The sequence below is a fragment of the Candidatus Limousia pullorum genome, assembly GCF_057405065.1.
This window is the reverse complement of record NZ_CM171614.1, coordinates 2258183-2284549: the sequence shown is the minus strand read 5'-3', so window position 1 is coordinate 2284549 and position 26367 is coordinate 2258183. Positions and strand designations below refer to the sequence as shown.

32 protein-coding genes and 1 pseudogene are annotated in these 26367 nt (G+C 36.0%); 12 read left to right on the top strand and 21 right to left on the bottom strand.

Annotation, left to right across the window (positions count from 1 at the left end; all coding sequences use genetic code 11):
- Positions 1 to 14 precede the first annotated feature (14 nt).
- From CGICJO_RS10540 to CGICJO_RS10505, 8 genes and pseudogenes are all read right to left on the bottom strand, one after another.
- Positions 15 to 452, bottom strand: coding sequence for a hypothetical protein (locus CGICJO_RS10540; RefSeq protein ID WP_087379450.1), 438 nt, complete (start codon positions 450 to 452; stop codon positions 15 to 17).
- A gap of 16 nt (positions 453 to 468) precedes the next feature.
- The gene (locus CGICJO_RS10535; protein ID WP_486498837.1) at positions 469 to 669 is read right to left on the bottom strand and encodes a helix-turn-helix transcriptional regulator; all 201 of its coding nucleotides are present in this window, start codon (positions 667 to 669) and stop codon (positions 469 to 471) included.
- A 123-nt stretch (positions 670 to 792) separates the two neighbouring features.
- Complete coding sequence (locus CGICJO_RS10530) at positions 793 to 1188, bottom strand: hypothetical protein (RefSeq protein ID WP_486498836.1); 396 nt, start codon at positions 1186 to 1188, stop codon at positions 793 to 795.
- A gap of 59 nt (positions 1189 to 1247) precedes the next feature.
- Positions 1248 to 1445, bottom strand: coding sequence for a hypothetical protein (locus tag CGICJO_RS10525; RefSeq protein WP_486498835.1), 198 nt, complete (start codon positions 1443 to 1445; stop codon positions 1248 to 1250).
- Complete coding sequence (locus CGICJO_RS10520; protein WP_486500025.1) at positions 1442 to 1906, bottom strand: gamma-glutamylcyclotransferase family protein; 465 nt, start codon at positions 1904 to 1906, stop codon at positions 1442 to 1444. Before CGICJO_RS10520 ends, CGICJO_RS10525 begins: the two co-directional genes overlap by 4 nt.
- 69 nt (positions 1907 to 1975) lie before the next feature.
- Positions 1976 to 2922: pseudogene (locus CGICJO_RS10515) on the bottom strand (amidoligase family protein).
- Positions 2923 to 3080: 158 nt separating this feature from the next.
- Positions 3081 to 3320 (bottom strand): hypothetical protein, encoded by a 240-nt coding sequence (locus CGICJO_RS10510; RefSeq protein ID WP_486498834.1) that lies wholly within the window; start codon positions 3318 to 3320, stop codon positions 3081 to 3083.
- Between the two features lie 83 nt (positions 3321 to 3403).
- Positions 3404 to 3742: a DNA-processing protein DprA gene (locus CGICJO_RS10505; RefSeq protein ID WP_486498833.1), complete on the bottom strand. Its 339-nt coding sequence runs from the start codon at positions 3740 to 3742 to the stop codon at positions 3404 to 3406.
- Positions 3743 to 3849: 107 nt separating this feature from the next.
- Here CGICJO_RS10505 and CGICJO_RS10500 point away from each other — a divergent pair, with 107 nt between their 5' ends.
- Both CGICJO_RS10500 and CGICJO_RS10495 read left to right on the top strand, forming a co-directional pair.
- Entirely contained in the window at positions 3850 to 4053 is a 204-nt protein-coding gene (locus CGICJO_RS10500) for an Arc family DNA-binding protein (protein ID WP_087379467.1), read from the top strand.
- A gap of 246 nt (positions 4054 to 4299) precedes the next feature.
- On the top strand, positions 4300 to 4728 hold the full coding sequence (locus CGICJO_RS10495) for an N-acetyltransferase (protein WP_486498832.1): 429 nt from the start codon (positions 4300 to 4302) through the stop codon (positions 4726 to 4728).
- Positions 4729 to 4853: 125 nt separating this feature from the next.
- Here the strand turns inward: CGICJO_RS10495 and CGICJO_RS10490 are convergent, their stop codons facing one another.
- From CGICJO_RS10490 to CGICJO_RS10430, 13 genes are all read right to left on the bottom strand, one after another.
- On the bottom strand, positions 4854 to 5222 hold the full coding sequence (locus tag CGICJO_RS10490; RefSeq protein ID WP_486498831.1) for an HNH endonuclease: 369 nt from the start codon (positions 5220 to 5222) through the stop codon (positions 4854 to 4856).
- A gap of 100 nt (positions 5223 to 5322) precedes the next feature.
- Positions 5323 to 5751, bottom strand: a complete 429-nt coding sequence (locus tag CGICJO_RS10485) for a hypothetical protein (protein ID WP_486498830.1) — start codon at positions 5749 to 5751, stop codon at positions 5323 to 5325.
- The gene (locus CGICJO_RS10480; RefSeq protein WP_486498829.1) at positions 5741 to 6040 is read right to left on the bottom strand and encodes a VRR-NUC domain-containing protein; all 300 of its coding nucleotides are present in this window, start codon (positions 6038 to 6040) and stop codon (positions 5741 to 5743) included. The genes CGICJO_RS10485 and CGICJO_RS10480 overlap by 11 nt, the downstream gene beginning before the upstream one ends.
- A 285-nt stretch (positions 6041 to 6325) precedes the next feature.
- A complete protein-coding gene (locus tag CGICJO_RS10475) occupies positions 6326 to 6928 on the bottom strand; it encodes a DNA-primase RepB domain-containing protein (RefSeq protein ID WP_486498828.1) in 603 nt (200 codons plus the stop codon).
- Between the two features lie 4 nt (positions 6929 to 6932).
- On the bottom strand, positions 6933 to 7355 hold the full coding sequence (locus tag CGICJO_RS10470) for a DUF7768 domain-containing protein (RefSeq protein WP_486498827.1): 423 nt from the start codon (positions 7353 to 7355) through the stop codon (positions 6933 to 6935).
- Positions 7356 to 9284 carry a bifunctional 3'-5' exonuclease/DNA polymerase gene (locus CGICJO_RS10465; RefSeq protein ID WP_486498826.1) on the bottom strand — a complete coding sequence of 643 codons (1929 nt, stop codon included), beginning with the start codon at positions 9282 to 9284 and terminating at the stop codon, positions 7356 to 7358.
- A gap of 84 nt (positions 9285 to 9368) precedes the next feature.
- On the bottom strand, positions 9369 to 10109 hold the full coding sequence (locus CGICJO_RS10460) for a hypothetical protein (protein ID WP_486498825.1): 741 nt from the start codon (positions 10107 to 10109) through the stop codon (positions 9369 to 9371).
- Positions 10110 to 10126: 17 nt separating this feature from the next.
- On the bottom strand, positions 10127 to 10528 hold the full coding sequence (locus tag CGICJO_RS10455; protein ID WP_486498824.1) for a gp33 family protein: 402 nt from the start codon (positions 10526 to 10528) through the stop codon (positions 10127 to 10129).
- 124 nt (positions 10529 to 10652) lie between these two features.
- Positions 10653 to 11624: a DEAD/DEAH box helicase gene (locus CGICJO_RS10450; protein WP_486498823.1), complete on the bottom strand. Its 972-nt coding sequence runs from the start codon at positions 11622 to 11624 to the stop codon at positions 10653 to 10655.
- Entirely contained in the window at positions 11581 to 12003 is a 423-nt protein-coding gene (locus tag CGICJO_RS10445; RefSeq protein ID WP_486498822.1) for an SNF2-related protein, read from the bottom strand. The genes CGICJO_RS10450 and CGICJO_RS10445 overlap by 44 nt, the downstream gene beginning before the upstream one ends.
- A gap of 264 nt (positions 12004 to 12267) precedes the next feature.
- On the bottom strand, positions 12268 to 12654 hold the full coding sequence (locus CGICJO_RS10440; protein WP_486498821.1) for a sigma factor-like helix-turn-helix DNA-binding protein: 387 nt from the start codon (positions 12652 to 12654) through the stop codon (positions 12268 to 12270).
- Positions 12655 to 13223: 569 nt separating this feature from the next.
- Positions 13224 to 14513 (bottom strand): recombinase family protein, encoded by a 1290-nt coding sequence (locus CGICJO_RS10435; protein WP_486498820.1) that lies wholly within the window; start codon positions 14511 to 14513, stop codon positions 13224 to 13226.
- Positions 14514 to 14548: 35 nt separating this feature from the next.
- Positions 14549 to 14743, bottom strand: a complete 195-nt coding sequence (locus tag CGICJO_RS10430; RefSeq protein WP_486498819.1) for an SHOCT domain-containing protein — start codon at positions 14741 to 14743, stop codon at positions 14549 to 14551.
- 513 nt (positions 14744 to 15256) lie between these two features.
- Between CGICJO_RS10430 and CGICJO_RS10425 the strand changes: the two genes are divergently transcribed.
- The 10 genes from CGICJO_RS10425 (at position 15257) to CGICJO_RS10380 (ending at position 26350) form a co-directional block, all read left to right on the top strand.
- Positions 15257 to 17221, top strand: a complete 1965-nt coding sequence (locus CGICJO_RS10425) for a polysaccharide biosynthesis protein (RefSeq protein WP_486498818.1) — start codon at positions 15257 to 15259, stop codon at positions 17219 to 17221.
- A 90-nt stretch (positions 17222 to 17311) separates the two neighbouring features.
- Positions 17312 to 18517: a DegT/DnrJ/EryC1/StrS family aminotransferase gene (locus CGICJO_RS10420; protein ID WP_486500024.1), complete on the top strand. Its 1206-nt coding sequence runs from the start codon at positions 17312 to 17314 to the stop codon at positions 18515 to 18517.
- A gap of 34 nt (positions 18518 to 18551) precedes the next feature.
- Complete coding sequence (locus CGICJO_RS10415) at positions 18552 to 19205, top strand: sugar transferase (RefSeq protein WP_486498817.1); 654 nt, start codon at positions 18552 to 18554, stop codon at positions 19203 to 19205.
- A 25-nt stretch (positions 19206 to 19230) separates the two neighbouring features.
- On the top strand, positions 19231 to 20430 hold the full coding sequence (locus CGICJO_RS10410) for a type III PLP-dependent enzyme domain-containing protein (RefSeq protein WP_486498816.1): 1200 nt from the start codon (positions 19231 to 19233) through the stop codon (positions 20428 to 20430).
- Positions 20427 to 21377 carry an ATP-grasp domain-containing protein gene (locus tag CGICJO_RS10405; protein WP_486498815.1) on the top strand — a complete coding sequence of 317 codons (951 nt, stop codon included), beginning with the start codon at positions 20427 to 20429 and terminating at the stop codon, positions 21375 to 21377. The genes CGICJO_RS10410 and CGICJO_RS10405 overlap by 4 nt, the downstream gene beginning before the upstream one ends.
- Positions 21378 to 21391: 14 nt before the next feature.
- Complete coding sequence (locus tag CGICJO_RS10400) at positions 21392 to 22402, top strand: NAD-dependent epimerase/dehydratase family protein (protein ID WP_486498814.1); 1011 nt, start codon at positions 21392 to 21394, stop codon at positions 22400 to 22402.
- A 40-nt stretch (positions 22403 to 22442) separates the two neighbouring features.
- The gene (locus CGICJO_RS10395) at positions 22443 to 23591 is read left to right on the top strand and encodes a glycosyltransferase (RefSeq protein WP_486498813.1); all 1149 of its coding nucleotides are present in this window, start codon (positions 22443 to 22445) and stop codon (positions 23589 to 23591) included.
- A gap of 27 nt (positions 23592 to 23618) precedes the next feature.
- Entirely contained in the window at positions 23619 to 24116 is a 498-nt protein-coding gene (locus CGICJO_RS10390) for a serine acetyltransferase (protein WP_486498812.1), read from the top strand.
- 51 nt (positions 24117 to 24167) lie between these two features.
- On the top strand, positions 24168 to 25475 hold the full coding sequence (locus CGICJO_RS10385; protein WP_486498811.1) for a polysaccharide pyruvyl transferase family protein: 1308 nt from the start codon (positions 24168 to 24170) through the stop codon (positions 25473 to 25475).
- 2 nt (positions 25476 to 25477) lie between these two features.
- Complete coding sequence (locus tag CGICJO_RS10380; RefSeq protein ID WP_486498810.1) at positions 25478 to 26350, top strand: glycosyltransferase family 2 protein; 873 nt, start codon at positions 25478 to 25480, stop codon at positions 26348 to 26350.
- The last annotated feature ends 17 nt before the right edge of the window (positions 26351 to 26367 follow it).

The following is a 26367-nucleotide window of genomic DNA, read 5'->3' as shown; positions in this document are numbered from 1 at the left end:
ATGCTCCTTTCCAATCAGCTTCGCTTTATGTACACGAATTTAACTATACAGGATAAAACCAACTGACAAAGGGAAGCGGCAATCAGGGTATAAAAAGCGGTAACATTAAAATATCCAATGATAACAGCCGATATAATCATTAAAACAGAGGTTACCAAAAGCATGGGTATTCCCGCTTTGTATTTGATTGCTTTCATTCGCTCGTCGTTTTCTTTGTTGAAAAGCAGTTTAATGTTTTTTTCATCTGACAAGGCTCTTTTATAGCGGGCAATAAAAGCAAGTGCAATCAGCCCACAGGCAGATGTCAGACCGCATTGAAAGCTGAAAATCACGCTGGATTTTATTTCGGCAGTGGCAAAGAATGCGTCAAATACTCCCAAAGCAACAGCAATAAGTACAACCAAGGTTAACGCATAAATTCTTTTAGTTAGAGTCTTTTTGTACTTTTCCATTTTAAAAATCCTTTCATTAAGAATATTCAGACAAATCAAAAACTTCTTCTATTGTCAGACCAAAATAATGGGCTATCTTATATGCAAGAGGCAGGGAAGCGATATATTTTCCGGTTTCTATAGATGTAATGGTTTGTCTTGTGGTACCGACAGCTAACGCCAGTTCTTCCTGGGATAGTTTTCTTTCTTTTCTAAGTTCTTTTATTTTCGTTTCCAAAAAATCCCTCCCGCTTGACAAGTAAACTTTGCATTTTTAGTATAGCAAACTTTGCATTTGTTGTCAAGTAAACTTTGCATTTTACAAAAAAGCGCCTGTTTCCAGACGCTTTCTTAATATTTGTTATTCTCCTAAAATATAGAAGCCTATATAATGTTTTCCATTATTTAACCAGTGGAGCAAGGTTTGATATTCTAACGGCTTTTTTATTTCTATTAGCTGTATAAAGTGATTTATCTGTTCTTGAGTATAAAAATTGATACCGAGCGGGTCAATGTAGCCTTGTTTTAGATTTGCATAAAGTCCGTCGGTAATGATTTCCCCGTAATGAGTTAAAAATATTTCTAAATCATCTCCGTAAACATACAGAGAATCGTTTTTCCAGTGCTGTATTGAACCTGTTGTGAATATTTGTTCGGTGATCGTATTTTGAGGTAATAGACAATATTGAAACTCTATAAAATCCGAACCGCCGAATTCTCTGCGTTCTTCCTGAGTCTTAAATTTATGAAACAGCAAACAATCACCCTTTCAGTCAGATATTTCTTATAAAATAATATCATAGCAGCAGTGTTGTTTCAATAACTGTTCCTGTGAATCACTTCCAAAATCTTTTCCTGTTCCTCTAAACTTATTCCAAGACTTGAAAGCGCTTCTTTTATACCGCAGTCCGGACAAATAAGTGTTTTACCGTCTTTTCTCGAAAGAGCGGGGCGGGCGGTGTATGCCTTTCCACAGCAGGGGCAAATGTTTGTTTCGTGGCTTTCGTTTTTCATATGTTACCTCCGCAGTTTAAGTAAGCGTTTATCAGTGGTTTATTGTCAAATCCAAAGTTTCTGTAACCCTCAAGGCAGGTTCTAAGATACAAGGATGAAGGCTTTCCAATGGGGCTGTCCTCGTGCATGATATAAAGGAAAACATTTCTGTTTTGTACCTTTCCGGTTTTTATTCCCTTGACCGGAAGTACAATTTCTTTTTTATAGTAAAAGATAGGGAAGCCCTCGTATCTATCCAAGGAAAGCTCATCAGCCTGTGTCACTTCCCAAACAGCGATTGGAACCTTACAGTTTTCTTTAGGCTCAACTGTTAAATAATAGCCGGTTTTACTGCCTTTGAACAAAAGCTGATTGTTCTCAAGTACCGATGTTCCGATAATTCTCGCCTGTGGACAGCGCATTTTCATCTGTCTGATATTGAGATTGCTTCCGTATGCTCCGTAGTAACGTTTTTCCATAATTTTCAGTCCTTTCAAAGTTTTATCACCACCTTAAGACCGCCGAAGCGGTCTGGGTGATTTTTATTGTGTTCAGGCAACTCTGCCGTTTCTGAAGGCTGAATCTCCGGAAAGCTTTCTTGTGAGAATATCTCTGGCAGTGGAAAATTCCTCGCCGATAAATCCAAGTCTTAAAAGCCATGTTCTCATTGCGTACTTTGGATTTTCATTTTGCTGTGGCTTTGGACTTGCAGTTCTCACTGTTTTTGCCATTTGGCTCAATGCCAAGCAAAGCTGAATGTAGCTTTTAAGCTGTCCTGCGTGAAGTCCGTTTTGTCTGCCGTTTTCCGGTGCGTCGAATTGGAAAAGTCTGAATTCAACTGTTCCCTTTGTAAAGGTTGCGTGGAGGTTAAGCATATGGTAGCGGCTGTCGTTGTAGTGGTGATCCCTGCGTAAGTCTGCTCCGTGGCTTCCGTACCAAATGTCTGCAAGCTCCGCCATGGTATTAGGTTTTTGGGAGTTTATTTCCTGTAAAAATTCAGGGTTTACCATTTTGCAGTAGCGGTTCATTCTGCCTTTGTCGATTTGCAGTGCTTCTGCCAGCAGGCTTTCATGGCTTGCCATAATGTTTGCGAGGTTTCTCAGAGTTTTAGGTGTGTGTCCCTTTGCTCCAATATGAATGTGAACTCCGCAGCCTCTTGTGGCGTCGCTTTTTGCTCCGGCTCTGCGAAGAAGTCTTACAAGTTCCTGCAGTGTTTCCATGTCCTCGTAGTTGAGAATAGGTGTCACAAGCTCGCATTTTTCATCGTTGAGACCGGCATGCTTACATCCTTTTGGAACTTCCATTCTCTGCCTTGTCCGTCCCAAGCTGAAAATGTCTGATAACCGTTTCTTCTTGCTGTGTTCTTGTACCTGTTTGTTCCGAAGAATTCAGCGGCAATCTTTGCGGCTTTTTCTCTCGTGATGTTGTTCATCTCTATTTCAACGCCGATGGTCTGTTTTTTCATTTCGTTAACCTGGTTCATAAGCTTTTCGTTCATTTCTGTGTCCTCCGTCTTTCTTTTGGTACACACATATTAACTCTAAAAGCGTACTATATCCAGTGTTTTACTGATAATATACTACACGATGTTGTGTGTCTGTATTTGTGTATTTTTGACATTACAGACACACGTTTATTTTTATCTGAGCCAGCTTTTTAAAAAACATATTGCGTCTGAAAACACGCCTGATAATAGAAATTGATGGTTTCTCCGTCAAGAACACCGTATGCGTTTTCACATTTTTTGAAAAGGATTTCCTGTTCCGGTGTCAGCGTATCCCTGAGCTTTTGAACCGCATCACTAAAGCTTAGATAAGCTTCTTTAAGAAACTCGCTTTCGTTACTGCCGTGATAATTTATTCTGGAAACAATAAAATCATCAATGGCTTTTTCCATTTTAAATACCACCTTTCCTGATTGGTAGTAACATATATCACTCTAAGAAAGGCAAAAATCAAGCGCAGACGGAAAATTCTCCGTTATGGACAAATGGGTTTAAAAACTTTTATGGGAATATTTCGCTTTCTGCATTGATCTATAACATACTTTGTTCCTCGGGAGCTTCCGTCCCAAAAGGCAAGAACCAGATCTGCATTTTCAATTATGGTTATGTTTCGCTTGAGGGGAGCGGAGCGTCCGTATTTGCTGTACTCCGGCAAAAACTCAGTAAGCTTTATGTTATTGTACATAGCGTATTCCCTTGCGGATGTATCAACACCTTTAGCGCCGCCGGAAATTATTTCAGTAACATTTTCTGGGAGATATTTTCCTAAAGCATTGACATAAAGATTTCTTGAACCAACAACTGCGACTTTCATGTAATCACTCCTAAAAAAATAATAGATATATGGTATATCTAAAAACATATTATAACACATGATAGCTATAAAATAAACATATAATATATCTATATGGAGGCAGTTGTATGGCTATAAAAAGTGTATCAATACGTATAGAGGAAGAAATGCTGGAAAAGCTGGGCTTTGTGGCAGATTATGAAGGACGTTCCGTAAACAGTCATATACTTGTATTGATTAGAGAAAACATAAAAGCTTATGAACAGGAACACGGAGAAATAGACGGTTCTTTAAATCCGGCAGACAATGTAAAGCCGACAAGAAAGAAATAATGAGGCTTTGGCATTTCAACACCGCTCACGTCCGGAATATCAAGAATTTTAAGCTTCTTTCCGCCTGTATTACCATTTTCAATTTTTTCTGCAAGAGATTTTTTCTTTCGCCCAGCCCCGGGTCTTGCACCGCCCCGTCCGCCGGTGTTGTTGGATTTAGTAGGCACTTTTTCACCGTCCTCGTTGTTAATTTGAAAATAAAGATGTATAATTAAGTTAGAAAATCTATATTCATGGAGATATTTTATGATAAGACAATTTAAGAAAAATGATTTACCTGCTGTTATGCAGATATGGATTGATACGAATATTAAAGCGCATGACTTTATTCCAAAGGAATACTGGGAAAGTAACTATGAGATAGTAAAAGAAATATTGCCTGACGCAGAAATATATGTACATGAGGATGACACCGCAGATTTTATTGATGGCTTTATCGGATTGACGGATAATTATATCGCAGGTATTTTCGTTAAGGAAGATAAACAATCAAAAGGAATAGGAAAAAAGTTATTAAACTACGTGAAAAACATCAAACCGAACATAAGTTTAAGTGTCTATCAAAAGAACACTAAAGCAGTGCGTTTTTATAAGCGTGAGCAATTTCAAATTGTCTCAGAGAATGTGGATGACATTACCAACGAAAAAGAGTTTATTATGGAATGGAATAAATAAATTACTTAACCGTCACAGCAATGTGGCGGCTTTTTAATTACCCTTTTGAATTTGACTTTTTTGAACACAAGACCCCAGGCCGCTGACCGATAGAAAAAGGCGTAGAGATTTTTATACCCCTTCCTTTAGCGGTTGTGGGGAGTTCGTGTTCCTAGAACGCCGTGGGCTTTCATGTGACAGGAACGGCAGAGAGAAACAAGATTATTTTTCTCGTGTGTTCCTCCGTCAGCAAGGGGTAACTTGTGATGAACTTCCTCAGCCGGCCGGTAGATGCCACGGCTCAGGCAATCCTCGCACAGCGGATGCTTGCTTATGTATCGGTCACGTATTCGCTTCCATGCTCTGCCGTAGCGTTTATTTGCTTCCGGGTCACGGCGGTAGTGGTTGTACTCCTGCATTTCTGTTCCTTTGTGTATATGGCAGTAAAGCTCGCCGTCTTCGGCAAGATTGGGACAGCCGTTCATGCGGCAGGGACGTTTTGGCTTTCTGGGCACTGTGTCACCTCCTTAGGGTACAAAAAAGCCTCGCAGGATTTCTCCTACAAGGCTTTCTTCATTTTTCCATTATAATAATAGCATTTGTATGTACTCTCATTCAATCACATTTACTCTCATGTTGCAGAACCAGTGTGACTTCTTTCAAAGCGGTATCGTTCATCCTGTAAATGTGCTGAATACTATATCCCATATCCACCGCTATTTTTTCCCAAGTCTCAAAGCATAGATAACGCTTTTCTAAAAGTGTCTGTAATTCGGCACTTGGTACGGATTTAATGGTTGCGGAAATCTCTTTTTTAAGGTCCACAAGTTTGTCGATGTCCTGGTTGATTTCCTCCTGTAAGTCTATTATTTTTTCAACAGCACCAGCCATTTTTGATGTGGCTTTATTGGGACTGTGGGGCATACCGGTCAGCACAGAAGTTGCGCTCACTGCAAGGTCGTTGAGGGCTGAAACCTGCTGTATTTTGGAATTTATTTGACTGTCAAGAAATCTGGCCTGTGATAAATATTCTTTAGCTGTCATTTTTACCTCCTGTTGCGCTGTCTATTGCGTTTTTTGCCTCTTCTACAGAGCGAACCACAAAGGCGAACCCTCCGCTGCTGTGGATTTTTCTTATTGCGGCGTTCTGTAAGGGTGTGGCTTTACCCTTTTGAGTTTTAACTTCCAAAGCGATAAACCTGCCGTCAATACAGACTATAATGTCAGGAATACCGGAAGTTCCGTAAATCCCGCCGTGTTCTTTCCAGAAAAAACAGCGGGGGAGAGTTTTCAGATATTTTAAAATGCTTTTTGTTATATCAGATTCATTCATCGTTAAAAACCTCCAGATAAAAGCTTTTGATTTACACTTTTACAGATAAAAATGTATTTTTACAAAAACAAAAGTTAAAATTTAAAAAGTGTATATAGAAAGTAATATATAAAGAAATAGGATTTTTCCTGTCAAAGGGTCTTTTGTGTTTTGGCAGTTATTGTGGTCTGTCGTCAAGCTTAATACCTGTCAAAATTCTTCGTTTTCCCAGCTTGTCCACATTGCGTTCTATGTGGTCGTTACTGTTTATAAGTTGCTGAACAAACATTCGGTGAGAATAGGGCTTTAAGCCACATTCCTCGCAATAGGCTTTTCCTCAACCGGGGGCAAAACCTGTGACAACTGCTCCTGTGTGTATTTTCTCTCAGGATGAAATGATATACAGGTAACCATAACAGGCTCCTGTTTACAGTGATAAAATCCGGGCAGACGCATTACACGGCTCTCATTTACACAAACCGGGTCGCCGTGAAAGTGTTTTATAAGCTGTTGCTGAATCGAACGAAATTTCTCTACAGCTGCATTTTTCATAAACCAGTATACATGAAGTGATTTTCGTGTTTTTATAACCAATGAGGGCGGCAGGGGAAAGCTGTCTACAGCTTTTTGCTGTTCCTCAAACGACATGTCGTCCATCTCTACAAACTGGGCGTTAATCCTTGTTATGTTTTCGTCGTAATCTCCGCCGAAGTTCACAACAAAGAAAATACCTCGGCTTTCCTTGTTGTGCTGTTTTAGGGTGTTCTCTATGGAGGAAAACTTTCCGGCCTGAATTTTAAGCTTTGCCCCTTTGAAGATACCTCGCTTTTTGTCGTCAAAGATTCTAAAGCATACAGTGTCCTCGGGATTAAACAAAGACATTAAAATATCCTGTGGCGCTACATCCATAAAATCACCTCCATTCAAAATATCTTATTGTTTTTCCTCTCAACTTGGCTTCCTGAAGCTGTGTCTTTGCGGAAGAGGAAAGAGTATTCCCGAAAAACCACACCTCATTGCAGAAATCCATAAGAGAAATACCGAATATGATACCGAGCTTTCTTTCCTCCGGATCTCCATCGTTTAATATTCGTGGGTAGAGCAGGTGAGGGGCAACAGGGATTTTTCCTTTGGCTATAGCGTATTGACAGCATTTAATTGCCATGGAAATATTTTCTGTTTTGCTTCCGCTGTGGTTAGAAATTATGTATATCTTGGGTCTTGACAGGATTTCCTGATTTTTTCCCATAAATTTATTTTTTTCTTGTTCCTTTAATACGTTTTCTATGGCGTTTCCTGCAGTTGGATCTGCATAGCCTTCCTGATTTCTGTACATCTATATATCCTCCAATTCTTCCATAGTTCCAAAGGTTTTACCTGCCGAGGCTTCGGCTATAAGGGGGAGATTAAATTCTTCAAATGGCTTTGCCTCCATACAGCCTTTTATAAATATCACAGCTTCTTTGAGCTTGTCCTCGGGAATTATAAAGGTAAGCTCGTCATGTATCTGTAAAATGGGTTTTAGCCACGGTCGCTTATCAAGTCCCTTTAGTATTCGTCCGACTGATAATTTCAAAATGTCTGCGGCGGTTCCCTGTATCGGTGTGTTTAAAGCACAACGCTGGGCAAAGGACTTCACGCTGAAATTATCGCTTCTTATGCCGGGAAGATACCTGCGTCTGCCCGGATATGCTTCACTGTATGTGGTGCGGTAGGCTTCCGCTATTGTGTTTGCCTGCCATGTGGAAAGACCTCTGTAGCCGCTTTTTAAATTTTCTATAATATCTCTGCATTCCTGTTCAGTTTTTTCGATGCCGGCTTTAAATTTTAAAGTCTTTTGCAGTCCTTTAGGGAAAAGCCCGTAAAAGGTTCCAAAGTTTACGTTTTTGGCTATGGTTCTGCGTTCCTTGTACAGCGGATTGTGTTTGTCCTGAGCTTCTTCATAGGAACATCCGAAAATAACAGAGGTTGTGGCGGCGTGAATATCTCCGCCTTGTCTGTATATGCGGTTCATAACCTCGTCTTTGCAGTAAAATGCGCCCACTCTAAGCTCGATTTGCGAGAAATCAAGGGAGAGTATAAGAGAATTTTCGGGAGCTTTTATAAAGTTTCTCACACCGATAGGGTCGTTGGTCTTTCTGGGCATATTCTGAGCGTTTGGGTTTTGGCAGTTCATACGTCCAGTATCTGTGGATAAAGAAAATATGTTCGGATGGATGTTTTTGGTCACTGAATTTATATGTTTTATATATCCGTCAATGTATGTAGACTTTATTTTGCCCCATTTTCTGTATTCCTGAACCAGAGTAAACAGCTCTGAAAGCTCCGGTTTGTTGTTTTGACACCATTCCTTGAGCATTATGAGGGTTACATCGTCAACCGCTTCTTTGTTCGATGAGGTCATTTTTAGCACCGGAAGCTCTAAGTTTTTGAAAAGATAGTCCTTGAATGCTTGTGTACTGCAATTTTCCCCAATGGGAATATCTCCGATAATAAAGGAAATTTCCTCTCTTATCCTGTTTCGTTCCCTTTCAGCCTGCGCCTTTCTCTCAAGCATAAGGGGATAGTCTATTGGTATACCGTTGCATTTCATAATTCCCAGATAAACTGAGGTGGGCGACTCTATATCCTCAAGGATTTTTCTGTGTTTTGGAATAAATCTTTCAAACCAGCTGTTAAATATATGATAAAGCCTTAGTGAAAAGTCGGAGTCTGCGCAGGCGTACCGTATTGTTTCACTGTCCTGTGGGTCAAGCTCATCGAAAAATCTGCCTCCTGTGACAGTGTCAAAAGAGGGAAGAGGTTCCGAACATATTTCGCTTGCCAGCTTTTTCAGGCCGCATTCATGTAATCCTCTAAATTCATATGGACTTTTTAAAGTCATCTGGGCGGCAGACATTGTGTCATATACCGGAGGTTTTATAACAATTCCCATGGCATATGACATTTGAGATTCGAAACTTAGATTGTGCGCAACCTTTATAATTCCTTCATCGGTGAGAAAATCCCTTAAAAACACAAAAAACTCATCTTTATCTGCGTTTTGTCCGGTTTTGTGGGCTATGGGAACATATATTCCTGTACCCTGTAAAACGGAAAAAGAACAGCCCACAATATGCGCCTTGTGAGGGTCGAGAGCGGCTTTTTCCTCCTGTCGGTACTCTTCATCGGGTGCAGTTTCATAGTCAAAGGCAACTATTTCGGAATTTTTAATGTATTTATATACTGTAGGCAGGTCAGTGACGTTTTTATAGTTTAAGTGCATATGTTCGAATACCTCCCAAAAGTAAAGATTTTATAAAAAAGCGGTATTGTGCGGAGAGAAAGCTCCCCGCACATTTTTATAGGTTTATGCTCCAATAACCTCGCCGGTTTCCGGGTCAACTGTGATTGAAAGGTTGTCCTCTGCTTCATAGCTTACATTGTTTTTAAATTCCTTTACCTGCTCGCTCATGGCTGATATAAATGTATATTCCTCAGGGGTGAGCTTGCGCTCAAGAGAGAATTGTGCCTGTGAATAGGAAATTCCGCTGTTGTTTACGGCTTTTTTCAGGGAAAAACGTGTTACAATCATATTTGACTTGTTGCCCTTTGAAAGCTGTCGCATAAGATAGCGGCTGAAATCATTAAGAGAGCTTGTGGGAAGCGATAAAATCATAGGAAATATTTCTCCCTCACGGAGAATATAAAGTCTGCGTCTGTTTTTACATGCTTTTGAGCCGTTTTCTCCCGAGCCGAACTGATTGTAGGGGCATTCAGAGCATTTACCTCCCGGAACACCGTCGCCGAACATACCGTCGATACTGTTGCAATCGGGAGGATTGCTGCCGCCTGTGTATTTGTCCTTATAATAGGAGTACAAGGGGTGATGATAGAGAATAACGGCGGAAAACTCCTTAACATTTTCCGGCTCGTCGGGGTTGTCGCCCGGAATTTCAAACATTGTTGTTCCTCCGGATGGGATTTTTATTCTTTCAAAGGAAACGTTAAGTCCCTCCATTTCCTGAGAAACCATGTTGTTGAGATTAAAGTCCTTTACTGCCAGAAATCCGCTGTTGTCTGTTTTGCTTATTTCATTTGTGTTATTCATAGTCTGTTTTCCTTTCTTTACTTTGATGTTTTTCTTACGGTCACTGTAGTTTTTTCAAATACTCTCACCAAGCCTATAAGCCAGTTGGGGAGGGTATCGTTGTTTTCCGCCATTTGTTCCTTTACAAAGGCGGAAAGGGAGTTTGAATTTACGGTTTCATAAACTAAATCGCCATATCCTTTATTTTTGAGCTCTTCAAACAGATAGCTCTTTTGTTCGATTAGGGGTGAAACCCTCATTTTTGTGGTAAGACAGAACATAGTTCCGCTGTGGGTGAAGTTTTGTGTTTCAGATTCAGCCATAGCTATGGCAAGTCTGTAGTCCGTTTCATCTATTTGTGAGTTGATGTTTTTAAGCTTGTCCTCAAGCTGTTTCTTTTCATCACGAAGTGATTTGAGATTGTCTGCAAGTGTAAGCATTTTATTTTCCGTATGTAATGTTTCCTTTACTGAAAGTTATTGAAATGGGTTGATTCCCTTTCGGTAGTCGTCAACCAATGTTTTGGCAAGGTCAACCTTGTGGCGCAGAGAATGGAGGATTTTCTTATCCACTGTGTTTTTTGGCAATAAGGTAAATATAGTGACAGTTCTCTTTTTGAGATACCCTGTGGATTCTCGCCTTTGCCTGTTCGAAATTACTCATGCTGTAGTCAAGAGAGTAGAAAACCATTGTTGATGCGGCAGTAAGTGTAATTCCAAGACCTGCTGCGGCAATTTGACCTAAAAATACAGAACAGTCCGGATCTTCCTGAAAACGCCTGATTTCCTCACGGCGGTTTTTTGTACCGCCACGAACAGCAGAATATTTTATGTTTTTTCTTTGAAGCAGTTTTTCTATGTCGTTAAGCTCGGTGACAAATCTTGCCATAACAATTATCTTTTTGTCCTCGCTTTTTGCTCTTTCGATAATATCTGAAAGTGCGTCGAGCTTTGCCTTACTCACCATAAATATTTTGCCTTCGTCATCAGTGAGATGTCCTCCGGTAACCTGAGATAGCCTTAAAAGCTTAGTGAGAATATTCACAGTGGAAACGTCAGACTGAGAAATCTGGGTATAGCTGTCCTTTTCGATGTTCTTGTATAATTTCATGGCGATAGGCTCAAGCTCCACATAGCGAACCTCCTCGGTTATTTTCGGAAGGTCGAGACATTCATCCTTTGTAACTCTGAATGCTGCCGAGTGCATTTTCATAAGAAAATCATTTGTCATAGAATTTTTAAATCTCGGTATATGATTGCCGTAACCCACCATGTCAAAATATTTGTTCCTGAAAGCGTAAAAGCTGTCGCCGAATATGTTAGGGTCTAAAAATTTGTATTGGGAAAAGACATCAAGCTCACGGTTTGTTATAACAGTGCCGGTAAGCAGAAGTTTGTATCCGGCTTTGTTACCGAGATGATGCATGGCTTTTGACTGGGCAGTTCTCGCTTCCTTGAGCTTGTGACCCTCGTCGGCAATAATAAGGTCTGGATTAAAGCTTAAAAGCTCTTTTTTCAATTCGCCATGCGCTTTCATAATTTACGATAACCACCTGAAGCGCATTGCTGTCTATATCTGTCAAAGCTTTTATCTTGTCCTCTTTAGTTCCTTTAAGAATAGTTACTGTGTAGGGAAAGTCTGCAAACTTTTTAAACTCCTGTTCCCAAACACACACTATTGATAATGGCGATACAACAAGAACCTTTTTTACCTTTCCGGACAAATACAATGCTCCCGCAATTCCTATGCTTGTGAGAGTTTTTCCGGTTCCCATCTCCATAAGCAGTGCAACTCCTCTGCTTCGAGAGCTTCCGGGAAGCAATCCGAATTTTTCACAGGCAAACTTAAAAGCGCTATATTGATGTTCATAGGGTTTTACCTTTATGGGCATAATCAAAGAAAAGTTTTCATCCATTTAATCACCACCGTTGTTTTCTGATATGGCAATTTTGTTGACTGTGTTCCCGGGAACAATAATTGTTATCCCTTGCAATCTGCCTAATATAAGAGTTAAAAGCTTTTCTCTTATAAGGACATTTTTGCATCGCAGAACATTATTGCCTTTTTGTGATTTTGAAAGGCTTATGTTTAAGCTGTGTTTCATATGTTCAATCCTTTCTGAAGGGAGATTTTTAAGTCCTTCACTATATAGCCACTGGAAAAGGCTTTTTTAAGGATTTCAGAAAAATTTTTTTAATTTTTTTAAAGCAGTGCTCAATCTCTGAGAAACAGCGGAAACAGTGACGCCCTCATTTTTTGCATAGTCGGTAAGGCTGATATTTTTAAAGAACACGGATTTGATAAGTTCCTGTTGCTTTGGTTTCGGTTTTGAGATAGCAATATGCAGTTTTTTCTCCTGATCCTCTTCAAAAAGCTTGTAAAGCTCCTTATCCTCACAGGCAAAATCCTTTCCCTCGTATAAGTAGCTGTCCGGAGAGGTATGTCTGCGAGTTTCCTTGTGGTTTACGTTGTATTCAAGTCTGTCCAGGTCTAAAATAATTTCTCTCCAGCAGTCTTCAATATCAATGGTTACAACTTCATCTATAAATTTGTATTCGATCTTCATGCTTAGCTCCTTTCAGGAGCCAAGATGAACTGCCAAAAATAAAAACAGAGCCGTTTGCGAAACACAAAAAGCCGGATGACTACAAAACTTGCGTTTCGTAAATCATCCGGCCATTTGGTAGCTCACACTCGGCTCCGTTGCTCGGTATGTTTTATTTTTTTATGTTCTTATGTGATTTAATTGTTATGAGACTTTTGAACGTATTTCGTTCTTTCGTTCCGGCAACGCCGACTGGGCATTGCAGGGGACAACCACAAGGTTGTGACAGTGAGTCATTTCAGTTCAATTTTCAATTCTTCCTTTGGCAAAGAAGAAATGTCAAAGGCACGCTTGTTGCAGAGCGGACACTTCATTTTTTGTTTCATGCAAAAAACCTCTTTCCTTTATATATTATAAAATCAACAGGAGAAAAGCTCTAAAAATCAAAGCAATTCCTAATTGATATTATTGTCGTGAATGTCGCGAACAAATGTTTATAATATAATTATAGAATGTTTTTTCGCATTTGTAAATACTTTTTTGAAAAAATTCGAAAAAATGTTCAACGATATATCTCATTATACCGAATTTTACTTAAATTTACTCAGAACAATTTTATGACTATCTGTAAAAGTAAATATTAAATCCTTATTTTCTGTTACGGTTATATTTTTTATTGCAGTTCTCCATAGCCAATCGTCATAATAAAGTGAGTCTGTATTTTTAATGTAATCGAAAATTTGTTTTACACACTCACTTTTTGCCATTTCAGGCCTTATTTCTGACAATAGAGCGCCGCAGGTTTCAATAACACTTGTATGCTGACTGAACTCCTTTTTCAAGACAGCGGCGCAGGAGCTTTCAAGATAATCGTTTTTTATGTTGGGACAGTGCTTTTGTCTGTCATATAGATTTCGGCAACGCCAAAAGTTTTTACTTCTCATATACGAGCTTCCGCACAGACCGCAAATCACTTTGTTATTAAGGGTGATTTTGCTTTTACAGCCAGGCAAAAGCTTTTTTCTCATCTCAATCTCTTCCTGTAAAAGGTCGAATATTTCAGGAGGAATTATAGCTTCGTGTCCATTACTTACATAGTATTGTGGAACTGCTCCGTTATTCTTTTTTGCACGCTTATCCAGAAAATGTGCTTTATAAGTCTTCTGTAACAGCGCGTCGCCCTTGTATTTTTCATTTGTAAGAATACGCTTTACAGTGGATATATCCCAACTGTCATTTCCGCAGGGGGTTAATATATTGCATTTGTTTAAATAATCGCATATTCCGCCAAAGTTGGCGCCTAAAAAATAAAGCCTGTAAATAAGCCTTACGATTTTAGCTTCCTCAGGATTTACAACAGGAGTTCCGTCTTTTCCTCTGTCGTATCCCAGAAAGTGGGAGTAGGCCACGGAGTATTTTCCGTCTGAAAACCTTTTTCTGTGTCCCCAAGTGATATTGCGCGACATAGAGCGGCTCTCCTCCTGTGCAAGACTACTTAAAAGAGTAATCATAAATTCACCGTCATCATCAAGGGTGTTTATGTTTTCCTTTTCAAAATATACCGCAACTCCGGCAGCGGTAAGTTTTCTAAGAACTAAAAGTGTGTCAACAGTGTTCCTTGCAAATCTGGAAAGAGATTTTGTGATTATCAAATCTATCTTTCCGGCAAGGGCATCGTCAACCATTCTGTTAAAACCGTCGCGTTTTTTGCAGGATAATCCTGATATACCGTAATCATAGTAAATTTCTATAAAATCCCAATTTTCTTTTTTGCTGATTAGTGCTTTATAGTATTTTACCTGGGTATCAAGGCTTGTCCTCTGTTCGGCCGAACTGCTGGATACCCTGGCATAAGCCGCAACTTTTTTGTTTTTTGACAAATTTTTTTCACCCTCATTTGATAATGGTTCTTTGACTATTTTAGTGATTTTTTTGTTTTCCATGATAAACCTCTTTCCAACTCACTGACAGGGGGAGTGTAGATATCCAAAAGCCTGTCACGAAGCTTTTCGTATTCATCGAAAGTAATAATTTTGTCTTTTGCCATGTGGTAAAATACACATTCTGCAAATCGAAAATCTGTTTCGTTAGCGTAATATTTATCATCCATATTAGAGCCTCCTTTTCACATTGTATCTATTGCTCTAAAAAGGAGAAAAGTCAAGAAAATACGAAATTTTAAAGTCAGCTTTTTATCAAATTTTTGTATATCATGGAAAGTCATGACAAGCTAAAACACAAATAACTATAATATATATTTTTTTTAGAATTTTTACATATTTTTAACATTGAAACTGGAATGATTTTACATATAGTGAAAAAAAATCACGGCAATAAAATACAATCATCGCATACAATCTTCTTTTTTGATGATTTTCGCTAAATTTTATTTGGTTTATAGCATGATATAAAACATATATATAAAAATTTTTTCTTCCATTGACAACCATACTTATAAGTAATAAAATAAAATAGAAAGATAAATGTAGTATAGTGTCTTAACCGTAATAATACTGCATTTTCCTATGTTTATGGCTATACAAGATAATAAACGATTTTTTACAATTGATTTGGAACTATCTAAAAATTGTTGTAATAAATTAAGGGATAGGAGCAAAGGGTTTTGAAAAAAAGAGACGATTTGAAGAACGGAATTAGATGGCAGTTAGTCGCATATGACTTTATTTTGATGATACTTGTTTTGTGTGTTTCTCTGTTTTTTGTATCATATAAGTTGATTGCGTTGTCTTGGTGGAATGTAATAATTCAAGCGGTCGTGGCTATTTTAGCTGTGTTTGTTTCAAGGTTTATCGGAGGAACATATAAGCAGATTTGGAGATATGCGGGAACAAAATCCTATTTGATGCTTGTATTTTGCGATTTTATAGGAGCAATAGCTTATGCATTTATTCAGTTGTTTTTCCCGTTTGAAAAAGTCAGCGCCATAGTGTTTATGACAGCTATAGCAATGAACTTGCTTGCTTCAATCACTTTTAGATTTGCGTATAAGCTTCTTTACGAACATTCTGCGGACGAATCAAATTTGAGAAGCTTTGTAAGAAAATCTACATCATCATTAACAGGATTGCGTGAAGATGAAAAAGATGACTTGCATAATCGCAGAAGAATAAATATAGCCATTGTAGGTGCAGGACGTGTAGGTGTTATGCTGGCAGATGAGCTTATGAATAATCCAAACGCAGCATACGAGCCTAAATGCTTTATAGACATAGACCAGATGAAGGTCGGTAGAAATATCAACGGACTTCCGGTTTTGTCAGAAGATGATGCGACAATAAATTCTCTTTCAGAATTTCCGATTCAGGAAATAATATTTGCAGTTCCTGAGATCGATTCTGGGAAGAAACGTGAGCTTTACGAAAAATATAAGTCAAGCGGATATAAGCTCAAGGTTTACGACTATCCTACTGCAAAGTCTGTAAACAAGACAGGCGGTAAACGCCATATGAGAGAATTCTCAATAGAAGAGCTCTTGTTCAGAAATCAGGTTGATTTCATCAATGAGCAGACAAGAAATTATTATAAAGATAAGGTTATTTTGATTTCTGGTGGCGGCGGTTCAATAGGTAGCGAGTTGTCACGTCAGATAGCAAAGATGGGACCAAAGAAGCTCATAATTCTCGATGTTTATGAAAACGGAGCATATGACATTCAGCAGGAACTTAAAATGGCATATGGTGCTTCTCTTGATCTGTGTGTTGAAATTATTTCAATATGCGATAGGGAACAGCTTGAAAAAGTTTTCGATACTTATCGCCCACAGATTGTACTTCACGCTGCTGCTCATAAGCATGTACCGCTTATGGAGCACAACTGCTGTGAGTCCGTTAAGAATAATGTGTTCGGAACATTGAATATAGTTGAAGTTTCCGAGAAGTATGGCGTTGAAAAGTTTACAATGATTTCCACAGATAAGGCTGTTAACCCGACAAACGTAATGGGTGCAACAAAACGTATGTGCGAAATGATTGTACAGAGCAGAAAGAGTAAAACAAACTTCTCAGCTACAAGATTTGGTAATGTTTTGGGTTCTAACGGTTCTGTAATACCGTTGTTTAAAAGGCAGATTGCAAACGGCGGTCCGGTAACTTTGACCGATAAGAGAATCATAAGATACTTTATGACAATTCCGGAAGCTGCACAGCTGGTGCTTATCTCCGGAGCTATGGCAAAGAACGGCGAGCTTTTCGTACTTGATATGGGTAAGCCGGTAAAAATATTGGAGCTTGCCGAGAATATGATAAGACTTTCAGGTTTTGAACCATATAAGGATATAAATATCATAGAAACAGGTTTGAGACCAGGTGAGAAGCTGTATGAGGAGCTTTTGATAAAAAATGAAGATCTCGATAAGACGGAAAATAGCCTGATATTCATAGAAAGAGATAAACCACTTGCAATGGAGGAAATCTCAAAGAAGCTGGATATACTCAGAACAGCCGTTCATACCAATAACGACGAGACAGTGAAACAAGCTATGAAAAAAGCAGTCCCAACATTCAAATCCCCGGAAGAGGTAAACCGTAAGGCTGCAGAAACTGAGGAAATGAAGACGGTAAATTCTTGAAAGTATGATGTTTGATAAAAATAAAGATAGAGGTAATACAGAGTGGAATTGAAAAGATTTGATGAAAAAATTTGGCTCAGTTCTCCAACTATGCACGGAGAGGAGCTTGAGTATATTACAGAAGCATATAAAACAAACTGGATCTCTACAGTTGGTAAAAATATCAATGAAGCAGAAAGACTTGCTTGTGAAAAAGTTGGTTGTAAACATGCAGTGGCTCTTTCAGCTGGAACAGCAGCACTTCATATGGCTGTAAAGTTGGCTGGTGTTAAGCCTGGTGATAAAGTTTTTTGTTCTGATATGACTTTCGATGCCACTGTAAATCCAGTTAAATATGAGGGCGGCGAACCTATATTTATAGATACAGAATATGATACATGGAATATGGATCCAAAAGCTTTGGAAAAAGCATTTGAGCTTTATCCTGATGTGAAAGTTGTAATTATTGCTTATCTTTATGGTACTCCAGGCAAAGTAGATGAGTTAAAGGCAATTTGTGATAAGCATAATGCAATAATCATTGAAGATGCTGCAGAATCCTTAGGAGCTTCATATAAAGGAATTCAAACCGGTAGTTTTGGTAAATATAATGCAATTTCTTTTAATGGAAATAAAATAATAACCGGCTCTGCCGGAGGAATGCTTCTAACTGATGACGAAGAAGCAGCAAATAAAGTAAGAAAATGGTCTACACAGGCCAGAGAAGATGCTCCTTGGTATCAGCATGAAGAAATTGGCTATAATTATCGAATGAGTAATGTTATCGCAGGTGTTGTAAGAGGCCAGTTCCCTTACTTGGAAGAACATATCGCTCAGAAAAAGGCGATCTACGAAAGATATAAAGAGGGACTTAAAGATCTGCCAGTGATAATGAATCCTTTTGAAGAAGGAGTTGCAGAACCAAATTACTGGCTGAGCTGCTTAATGATAAATAAAGACGCAATGTGCAAGCAGGTAAGAAGTGACCATGAGGCTTTGTATGTTACGGAGCCAGGTAAGAGTTGTCCTACGGAAATATTGGAAACACTTGAAAAATATAATGCAGAGGGAAGACCTATTTGGAAACCAATGCACTTACAACCAATTTATAGAATGAATGATTTTATAACAAGAGAAGGTAGTGGTAGAGCGAAAACCAATGCATACATATCAGGCGGAGTATTAGGCAAAGATGGAAATGCACTTGATATCGGATCGGACATATTCGAAAGAGGCTTGTGCCTTCCGAGTGATAATAAGATGACGGTGGAGCAGCAAGACATGATTATTGAAATAATAAAGCGTTGCTTTGATTAAGTTTTAGTAAAGATATTAATTTTGAGGGGTTAGTATGCAAAAAAGGAAACAGGGAATATATGCTAAGTACATAAAAAGACTTTTGGATATTATCTGTGCACTCTTAGCTATTATAGTTTTTTGTTGGCTATACATAATTGTTGCAGTTCTTGTTTGGATAAAGCTTGGAAGACCGGTGCTTTTTAAACAGGCGAGACCAGGAAAAGATGAGAAAATATTCAATATGTATAAGTTTAGAACAATGACAGATGCGAGGGATGAAAACGGAAACTTACTTCCGGACGATGTAAGATTGACGAAGTTTGGTAAGCTTTTGAGATCAACAAGCTTAGATGAACTTCCAGAAGCGTTCAATATTTTGAAAGGCGACATGTCAATTGTAGGTCCAAGACCACTTATGGCAAGATATTTACCATATTATACAGAGGAAGAAAAAAAGAGACATTTAGTAAGGCCTGGATTAACTGGATATGCACAAGTGCACGGAAGAAATGCAGTATCTTGGGATGAAAGATTCAAATATGATATTGAATATGTTAATAATACAACATTTATAACTGATTTAAAAATATTATATGAAACAGTAAAGATAGTTATCTCTAGAAAGGGTATAAGTATTGATGATTTAGAAAATCTTGATAGCTATAGAAATAGAAAAAATTTAGAGAAAAAAGAAGTAATAACTTAATTATATATCAGAAAGTGTGAAATAAATGTGTGAAAATCTAAAAACTCCGTATTTTTTACTACATACCAAAATAGTTGATGGATTAGTTGAAAGTATTCAAAATGCAGTAAGAGAATATTGGAAAGATGGCATTGTAGGGTATTCATTTAAAACAAATAATCTTCCTTGGATAATTTCGCATATGAAAGAAAAGGGACTGTGGGCAGAAGTTGTTTCTTCTGATGAGTATAATTTGGCGAGGGAACTTGGTTATTCATATGATAAAATAGTATTTAATGGTCCAGCAAAAGAAAAAAAAGAATTTATTGATGCAGTTACTAATGGAGCTGTGGTGAATATTGATTCGAAAAGAGAATTAGATTGGTTACATGAAATTGAGAATATTGATAAAAATAGAAGTAAAATTGGTTTACGCGTGAATTTTTGTCTTGAAGATTTTTGTCCAGGTGAATCACAATGTGGAATAGACGATGGTAGGTTTGGTTTTTCGTATGAAAAAGGAGAATTACTTGAGGCGATAAATTTTTTAAGAAATAATAATATAACTTTATCAGGATTACATTTACATTGTAGTTCAAAAACGAGAAGTTTAAATATATATAAGGCTATATGTGATATAACTGTAAAAATAGTTAGAAAATACAATTTGAGTTTAGAATATATTGATATAGGTGGAGGCTTTTTTGGTGGTGTTATTGGAAAGCCAGATTTTAAAGAGTATATGTCGTTAATTTATAGTATTTTTTCAAAAGAAAAATATCTCGACAATACAAACATTATTGTTGAACCTGGCATGTCAATAATTGGTGCAGGTATAGATTATGTTACTTCTGTTATTGATATAAAAACGACAAAAAATAGTAATTTTGTGTTATTGGATGGTAGTAGGATACATATTGATCCATTAATGCGTAAGAAAAGTTATTCATATCATATTGATAACTTAGATGGAAATATCAAACGAGGAAAAGTAAATAAAGATCAAATTTTATGTGGATTTACTTGCATGGAAGGAGATCGTTTTTTTAAATTAAAGAATGAGCAAATTAATTTAGGAGACAAGATAGTATTTGAAAAAGTAGGAGCATACACCATGGGATTGTCTCCTCAATTTATAGAGTTCTATCCAGCTGTTTTTGCTAAGATAGACTCTCAAATTATATTAATCAGAAAAAAGCATACAGCTAAAGATTTTTTATTAAGTGAGAAGTGTGATAATATATGAATATTTTAATTTTAAGTTGCGGTACAAGAAATAAAATTGTACAATATTTTAGAAACTCATTAGAAGGAAATGGTAAAGTAATTGCTACTGATATGCAATGTACAGCACCAGCATTGTATGAAGCCGATAAATATTATATAGTTCCACGTATGACTGAACCTGGATATCTAGATATCATATTTGAGATATGTGTTAAAGAAAATATTAATGGTGTTTTTAGCCTTATTGATCCAGAACTTAGTTTATTGGCTAAACATTATAAAGAGTTTGAAGCGATAGGTACTACTGTAATTGGATCACCCTATTCTTTATGTGAGATGTGTCTGGATAAATATAGTATGTATAAGTGGTTGACAGAACACGGATATAAATGTGCAGATTCATATATAAATTTTGAGGATTTTAAAAATTCTTCATTGAAATATCCCGTATTTGTAAAACCTGCTAGTGGAAGTGCTAGTATAGCTATTGCTAAAGCCGATAACGAAAAAATTGCTGAATTTTTATTTTATCAAAGAGATGATATGATGATACAGGAGTTTTTAGACGGTGTAGAAATTGGCGCAGATGTATATATTGATATTATATCTGGTGAAGTAATTTCCATATTTACAAAAAGAAAAATTTTGATGCGTTCTGGAGAAACTGATAAAGCAGTAAGTTTTAAGGATGATAAATTATTTGAACTTATTGAAAAATTTGTGAAAGAAGCTGGATTTAAAGGGCAAATTGATATAGATATATTTAATATAAATGGTGAATATTACATTTCAGAAGTGAATCCAAGATTTGGTGGAGGTTATCCGCATGCTTATGAGTGTGGAGTGGACCATGTTAAATTAATAATTGAGAACTTGAAGGGTATAGCCAACAAAAAAAATATTGGTAATTATTGTGATGGTATATATATGATGAAGTATAATGAGATTATGATTAAAAAACTATAAAGGGGAACAGTAAAATGAAAAAGGCAATTGTGTTTGGAGCTACAGGTCAATTAGGTTGTTATAGCGCATTAGCTCTTAAAAAAAATGGATATGATACGGTGGCAGTAGGAAGAAGAATTTCCGATGGGGGGTTTTTTGCTACAAAAGATATAAAATACATTGGAGGAGTAAACCTTGAAGATGATAGTTCTTTTTTAGCTATTCCAAATACAAAATATGATGTTGTAGTAAATATGGCTGGAACAATGCCTGCACATGCTGATATGAATATGATGCCTTATGTTCAAAGTATAGTTGTGGGTATAGTAAATATATGTAATTGGATGAAAAAAAACGAGTCTAAAAGAATAATATTTAATACAACACCTAGTGATGTTGTGGATTTTTGGGGAACAACTGATCCAATAGATGATGATGCTGTTAGATCTTTTCCTAAAAATGGCAATGATCATGCTGTTTATGCTATTTGCAAACGTGCGGCTACAGATATTTTAGAGCATATGCGAATCGCAGAAAATTTTGAACCATGTATTTTTAGGCATTTTATGGTTTATGGTTGGCATCCGGATGCATATTATTATTTAAATGGTGAAAAGAGAATTCTTCCGTGGAGATCTATGGTAAGAAAATGTATTGCTGGAGAAGATTTAGAAGTTTATGGAGATTCATCTAGAAAAAAAGAATTATTATACATTAAGGATTTTGCAAATGCTGTTGTACGCGCTGCCGATACTCATGTATGTGGAATTTTTAATCTTCCAGGATATAAGCCATACTCTTTAGATGAGATGGTTGATGGAATAATTAATGCATTTTCAAGTAAACCTATTAAAAAAATTTCACGTTTGGATATGCCGGATACCCCACAAATTTTACTTTCTCATAATAAAAGTGAAAATGTTTTAGGTTGGAAGCCAATTTGGAAATGGGAAGATGCATGTAAAGATATGAGAGATGAATGTGTGACAAATCCGATAGAATTGATGTGGGGAGCCATTGATCCACTTGATAAAATTACTACATAATGTGCTTATATCGCATATATAATATTTTAGAGGCGAATATATGAAAAAAATATGTTTTATTACAACTGTTCACGGAACTTTACTTTCATTTGTGCTAGATTTAGCGAAATACCTTTATAAGACAGGTGAATTTGAAATATGGTTTGTATGTAATGCTAATGATGAATTTAAAAAGATACTTCCTGATTATATTCATTATTATCCAGTAAATATGAGAAGAGGAATTAACCTAGATGGGGTTAAAGCGATACACGAGTTAAAGAAACTATTTAAGAAAGAAAAATTTGATTTAGTACAATATTCAACCCCGAATGCTTCTTTGTATGCATCTATTGCTGCAAAACAAGCTAAAGTTCCAGTTAGACTATATTGCCAGTGGGGAATTTTATATGTCGGATTTTCCGGAATTAAAAGAAGAATATTTAAATTAATAGAAAAAATGGTATGTAAAAATTCTACACATATTGAGCCCGATAATAAATTGAATTTAGAATTTTCACATAATGAAGGTTTGTATCCTAGAGATAAAGGATATGTAATTTGGAATGGTAGCTCATGCGGAGTTAATTTAAAGAAGTTTGATATATCGAAAAAAGAAATTTGGAGACACGAGATAAGAAAAAAATATAATATTGATAAAGATGATATGGTATTTGTGTTTGTTGGCAGAATCACTAAGGATAAAGGTATAAATGAGTTGTTTTCTGCAACAAAAAAACTACTTGAAAAACATAATAATATTAAATTAATGGTAGTTGGAAATCCAGAAGCAACTAATACAGTTGATAAAGATCTTTATAATTGGGCTGAAAAATCTAAAGATATCATATTTATAGGATATACAAAAGAGGTTGAAAAATTTTTAGGAGCAGCAGATGTTTTTGTACTTCCGAGCTATAGGGAAGGTTTACCAAGCTCAATGTTACAAGCTGAAGCCATGGGATTGCCTATTATTGCAACAGATATTCCAGGAATAAGAGTAGCAATGATTGATGGGGAAATGGGATATCTAGTTGAAAAAGAAAACGAAAATAAGCTATTAAATGCTATGCAGAATATTATATATAATAATGATATAATAGAAAAATTTGGGGTAAATTCACTTAATTTCGCAACAAGAAAATATAATCAAGATGAACTATTTAAAAGGATATATTTTGATAGAAAACAGCTTTTGAATTTTGTTTAAATAAAATATAAGGAATGAATATTATATATGAAAAATTTAGCTCTGATTGAGGATAGAAAAAGACGACCAAATGGTAAATTACCTTTATTTCAAATAGCATTTAGAAAAGCACAATCTTCTAATTTTTTTTTATTAAGATATTTTTATCTAGTAGTGCTTTGTGTCTTTAGAAAATTTAATCATGTGGAATTACCGGCTGTTTTAAAGGTGGGGCCAGGTCTATTTCTTGGACATCCGTATTGTATTACAATAAATCCAGAAGCAATAATTGGAGATCACGTTAACATTCATAAAGGTGTAACTATAGGGAGAGAGAACAGAGGAAAAAGATGCGGAGTACCTATTATTGGGAATAACGTTTGGATTGGTGTTAATTCTACAATAGTAGGAAAGATAACTATAGGAGATGATGTCATGATCGCACCTAATACTTTTGTGAATTGTAATATTCCATCGCATTCTATTGTGATTGGGAACCCATGTATAATAAAACATAGAGATAATGCCACAGAATTTTACTTGTAAAATAATAATGTGATTTACCTAAAATAATATAGAATATGGAGGGAAAATATTATGGAGAATAAATTTTTAATACTTCCTGGGTGTGATGATAGAAATAGGGGTGACCAAGCTTTAATATGGGAAACAGTGTCAATTGCTAAAGATGCTAACTATAATGGAACATATTATATGTTATCAAATCAACAGTGCAGTCAACAATCACAAAGCAGAGGAATAGAGTGTGTTAATTTTATTTTAAAACATCCCTCGCGTTTGTCAAAAAAAAAAGAAAATATTAAGTATGATACTTTTCTAAAAATTAGCTGGGGATGTACTGCATTAATGGATTTATTCACAAAAGAACTATTACTACACAAATTTACTAGAAAATTATTTTTGCCTTTTTTTTGTAAAGAAGTTCGCCAAAGCTTAAATATGTTTATGGAAACAAGAGCGTGTTTTGTGAAGGGCGGAGGTTTTTTACATGCTTATAATGGTTTAGCAGACACATATAAGGTTTATTATTTTTTATATCATATACGTTTAGCACAATCGTTAGGAAAAAAAGTTTTTGTTATGCCAAATTCTTTTGGACCGTTTAACGCACCTTTAGTCAAGAAGATGATGCATAAATGTTTATCTAAATGTGAAGTTGTAATGGCTAGAGAAAAGAAATCTCAAGAGGAATTATATAGAGAATGTGGTATAAGATCAGAACTATTTATTGATATTGCTTTTCACTTACCTGTTGACAAGAATTATGATTCAAAATTTGAATTAGAAAATATGGGAGTACCGATAGGAAAGAAAATTTGTGTAGGTATTACTATGCGACCTTACAGGTTTACTGGTTATCAAAATGCAGATAATTTATACATAAATTATCAAAATTCATTAGCAAAATTTATTTTATGGTTAGATTCACAAGGAATATTTCCAGTATTAATTGAACATGTCTATGATGATTCAGCGCATGAAAAGGATATGTCATGTATAAATGATGTAGAGAAACTATTAAATAATAGATGTGAATATGCTGTATTTTCAAATAGAAAATTGACATGCTTGCAATTAAAAAAGATATATAGTGAATTTGATTATATGGTGGGTACAAGATTTCATTCTGTAATTTTTTCATTATCTTCATATGTGCCATCTATTGCTATAACATATGGTGGAAATAAAGGAAAAGGTATAATGGAAGATTTGAATTTGGATGAGTATTATATACCGATGGAAAGTATTACATTTGATTTATTGAAAGAAAAATTCGAAAAAATGAGAAAAAACAACGATGCTATAAAGAGAAAATTATTGCAAGAAATTCCTAAAATATGTGAACAGAGAAGTACTATTGTGAATTTGATAAAGGAGACTTAAATATGGCATTATTAACTGTTTTTACGCTAACTTATAATAGGGCGTATTGTTTAGATAAATGTTATAGTAGTTTAATTCGCCAAACATGTAAAGACTTTGAATGGCTAATTGTTGATGATGGTTCAACAGATAATACAAAGGAATTAGTTGACAGTTGGTCTCGTGAAGGAAAAATATGTATAAAATATATATATAAAAAAAACGGTGGTATGCATAGTGGATATAATATAGCATATGATAATATTTTTACTGAATTAGCAGTTTCTATTGATTCGGATGATTATATGACAGATAATGCTGTAGAACTGATAGTAAATTTTTGGAATGCTAATAAAGCTTCGGAGTATGCAGGTATTATTGGTTTAGATATTACTAAAAATGGCGATATAATTGGCAAAAAACTTCCTGATGTAAAAAGTATAAAAGTCTATGATTATTATAATAGATATGGAGGCAAAGGAGATAAAAAGATGGTATATCGTACAGAAGTGATGAGACCATATAAATCTCCGGAATTTGAAGGGGAAAAATTGTTTGCTACATGCTATAGATACTATTTAGTCGATCTTAAATACGATATGCTTGTTATGAATAAACCTTTATGTATAGTTGAATATATGGAAGATGGTTTTACAAATAATATTATAAAAACTTATAAGAAAAATTTGAATAGTTATATTTTTTATCGAAAATTTATATTGAATTATCCAAGAGCTACTCTCAAACATAAATTTAGATTTGCAATACATTATGTTGCAGAATGTTTACTTAATAAAGAAAAAAAATGGTTCAAAAATGCTCCTAAAAAATTATTAGTGTTTTTTTCTATTCCGTTAGGTTTAATGTTATATTGTTACATAAATATAAAGACGTAATTTGAGGTGTTGGAGCA

Coding starts and splice junctions, on each gene's coding strand:
- CGICJO_RS10495 (WP_486498832.1), top strand. CDS start 4,300: ATGATAAGACAATTTAAGAAAAATGATTTACCTGCTGTTATGCAGATA.
- CGICJO_RS10380 (WP_486498810.1), top strand. CDS start 25,478: ATGGCATTATTAACTGTTTTTACGCTAACTTATAATAGGGCGTATTGT.
- CGICJO_RS10505 (WP_486498833.1), bottom strand. CDS start 3,742: ATGAAAGTCGCAGTTGTTGGTTCAAGAAATCTTTATGTCAATGCTTTA.
- CGICJO_RS10470 (WP_486498827.1), bottom strand. CDS start 7,355: ATGTACAGAAATCAGGAAGGCTATGCAGATCCAACTGCAGGAAACGCC.
- CGICJO_RS10480 (WP_486498829.1), bottom strand. CDS start 6,040: ATGAATGAATCTGATATAACAAAAAGCATTTTAAAATATCTGAAAACT.
- CGICJO_RS10415 (WP_486498817.1), top strand. CDS start 18,552: ATGCAAAAAAGGAAACAGGGAATATATGCTAAGTACATAAAAAGACTT.
- CGICJO_RS10475 (WP_486498828.1), bottom strand. CDS start 6,928: ATGGATGTAGCGCCACAGGATATTTTAATGTCTTTGTTTAATCCCGAG.
- CGICJO_RS10510 (WP_486498834.1), bottom strand. CDS start 3,320: ATGGAAAAAGCCATTGATGATTTTATTGTTTCCAGAATAAATTATCAC.
- CGICJO_RS10385 (WP_486498811.1), top strand. CDS start 24,168: ATGGAGAATAAATTTTTAATACTTCCTGGGTGTGATGATAGAAATAGG.
- CGICJO_RS10445 (WP_486498822.1), bottom strand. CDS start 12,003: ATGGATGAAAACTTTTCTTTGATTATGCCCATAAAGGTAAAACCCTAT.
- CGICJO_RS10405 (WP_486498815.1), top strand. CDS start 20,427: ATGAATATTTTAATTTTAAGTTGCGGTACAAGAAATAAAATTGTACAA.
- CGICJO_RS10455 (WP_486498824.1), bottom strand. CDS start 10,528: ATGCTTACACTTGCAGACAATCTCAAATCACTTCGTGATGAAAAGAAA.
- CGICJO_RS10395 (WP_486498813.1), top strand. CDS start 22,443: ATGAAAAAAATATGTTTTATTACAACTGTTCACGGAACTTTACTTTCA.
- CGICJO_RS10440 (WP_486498821.1), bottom strand. CDS start 12,654: ATGAAGATCGAATACAAATTTATAGATGAAGTTGTAACCATTGATATT.
- CGICJO_RS10390 (WP_486498812.1), top strand. CDS start 23,619: ATGAAAAATTTAGCTCTGATTGAGGATAGAAAAAGACGACCAAATGGT.
- CGICJO_RS10400 (WP_486498814.1), top strand. CDS start 21,392: ATGAAAAAGGCAATTGTGTTTGGAGCTACAGGTCAATTAGGTTGTTAT.
- CGICJO_RS10450 (WP_486498823.1), bottom strand. CDS start 11,624: ATGAAAGCGCATGGCGAATTGAAAAAAGAGCTTTTAAGCTTTAATCCA.
- CGICJO_RS10485 (WP_486498830.1), bottom strand. CDS start 5,751: ATGACAGCTAAAGAATATTTATCACAGGCCAGATTTCTTGACAGTCAA.
- CGICJO_RS10500 (WP_087379467.1), top strand. CDS start 3,850: ATGGCTATAAAAAGTGTATCAATACGTATAGAGGAAGAAATGCTGGAA.
- CGICJO_RS10540 (WP_087379450.1), bottom strand. CDS start 452: ATGGAAAAGTACAAAAAGACTCTAACTAAAAGAATTTATGCGTTAACC.
- CGICJO_RS10525 (WP_486498835.1), bottom strand. CDS start 1,445: ATGAAAAACGAAAGCCACGAAACAAACATTTGCCCCTGCTGTGGAAAG.
- CGICJO_RS10460 (WP_486498825.1), bottom strand. CDS start 10,109: ATGAATAACACAAATGAAATAAGCAAAACAGACAACAGCGGATTTCTG.
- CGICJO_RS10410 (WP_486498816.1), top strand. CDS start 19,231: ATGTGTGAAAATCTAAAAACTCCGTATTTTTTACTACATACCAAAATA.
- CGICJO_RS10420 (WP_486500024.1), top strand. CDS start 17,312: ATGCACGGAGAGGAGCTTGAGTATATTACAGAAGCATATAAAACAAAC.
- CGICJO_RS10465 (WP_486498826.1), bottom strand. CDS start 9,284: ATGCACTTAAACTATAAAAACGTCACTGACCTGCCTACAGTATATAAA.
- CGICJO_RS10430 (WP_486498819.1), bottom strand. CDS start 14,743: ATGGATGATAAATATTACGCTAACGAAACAGATTTTCGATTTGCAGAA.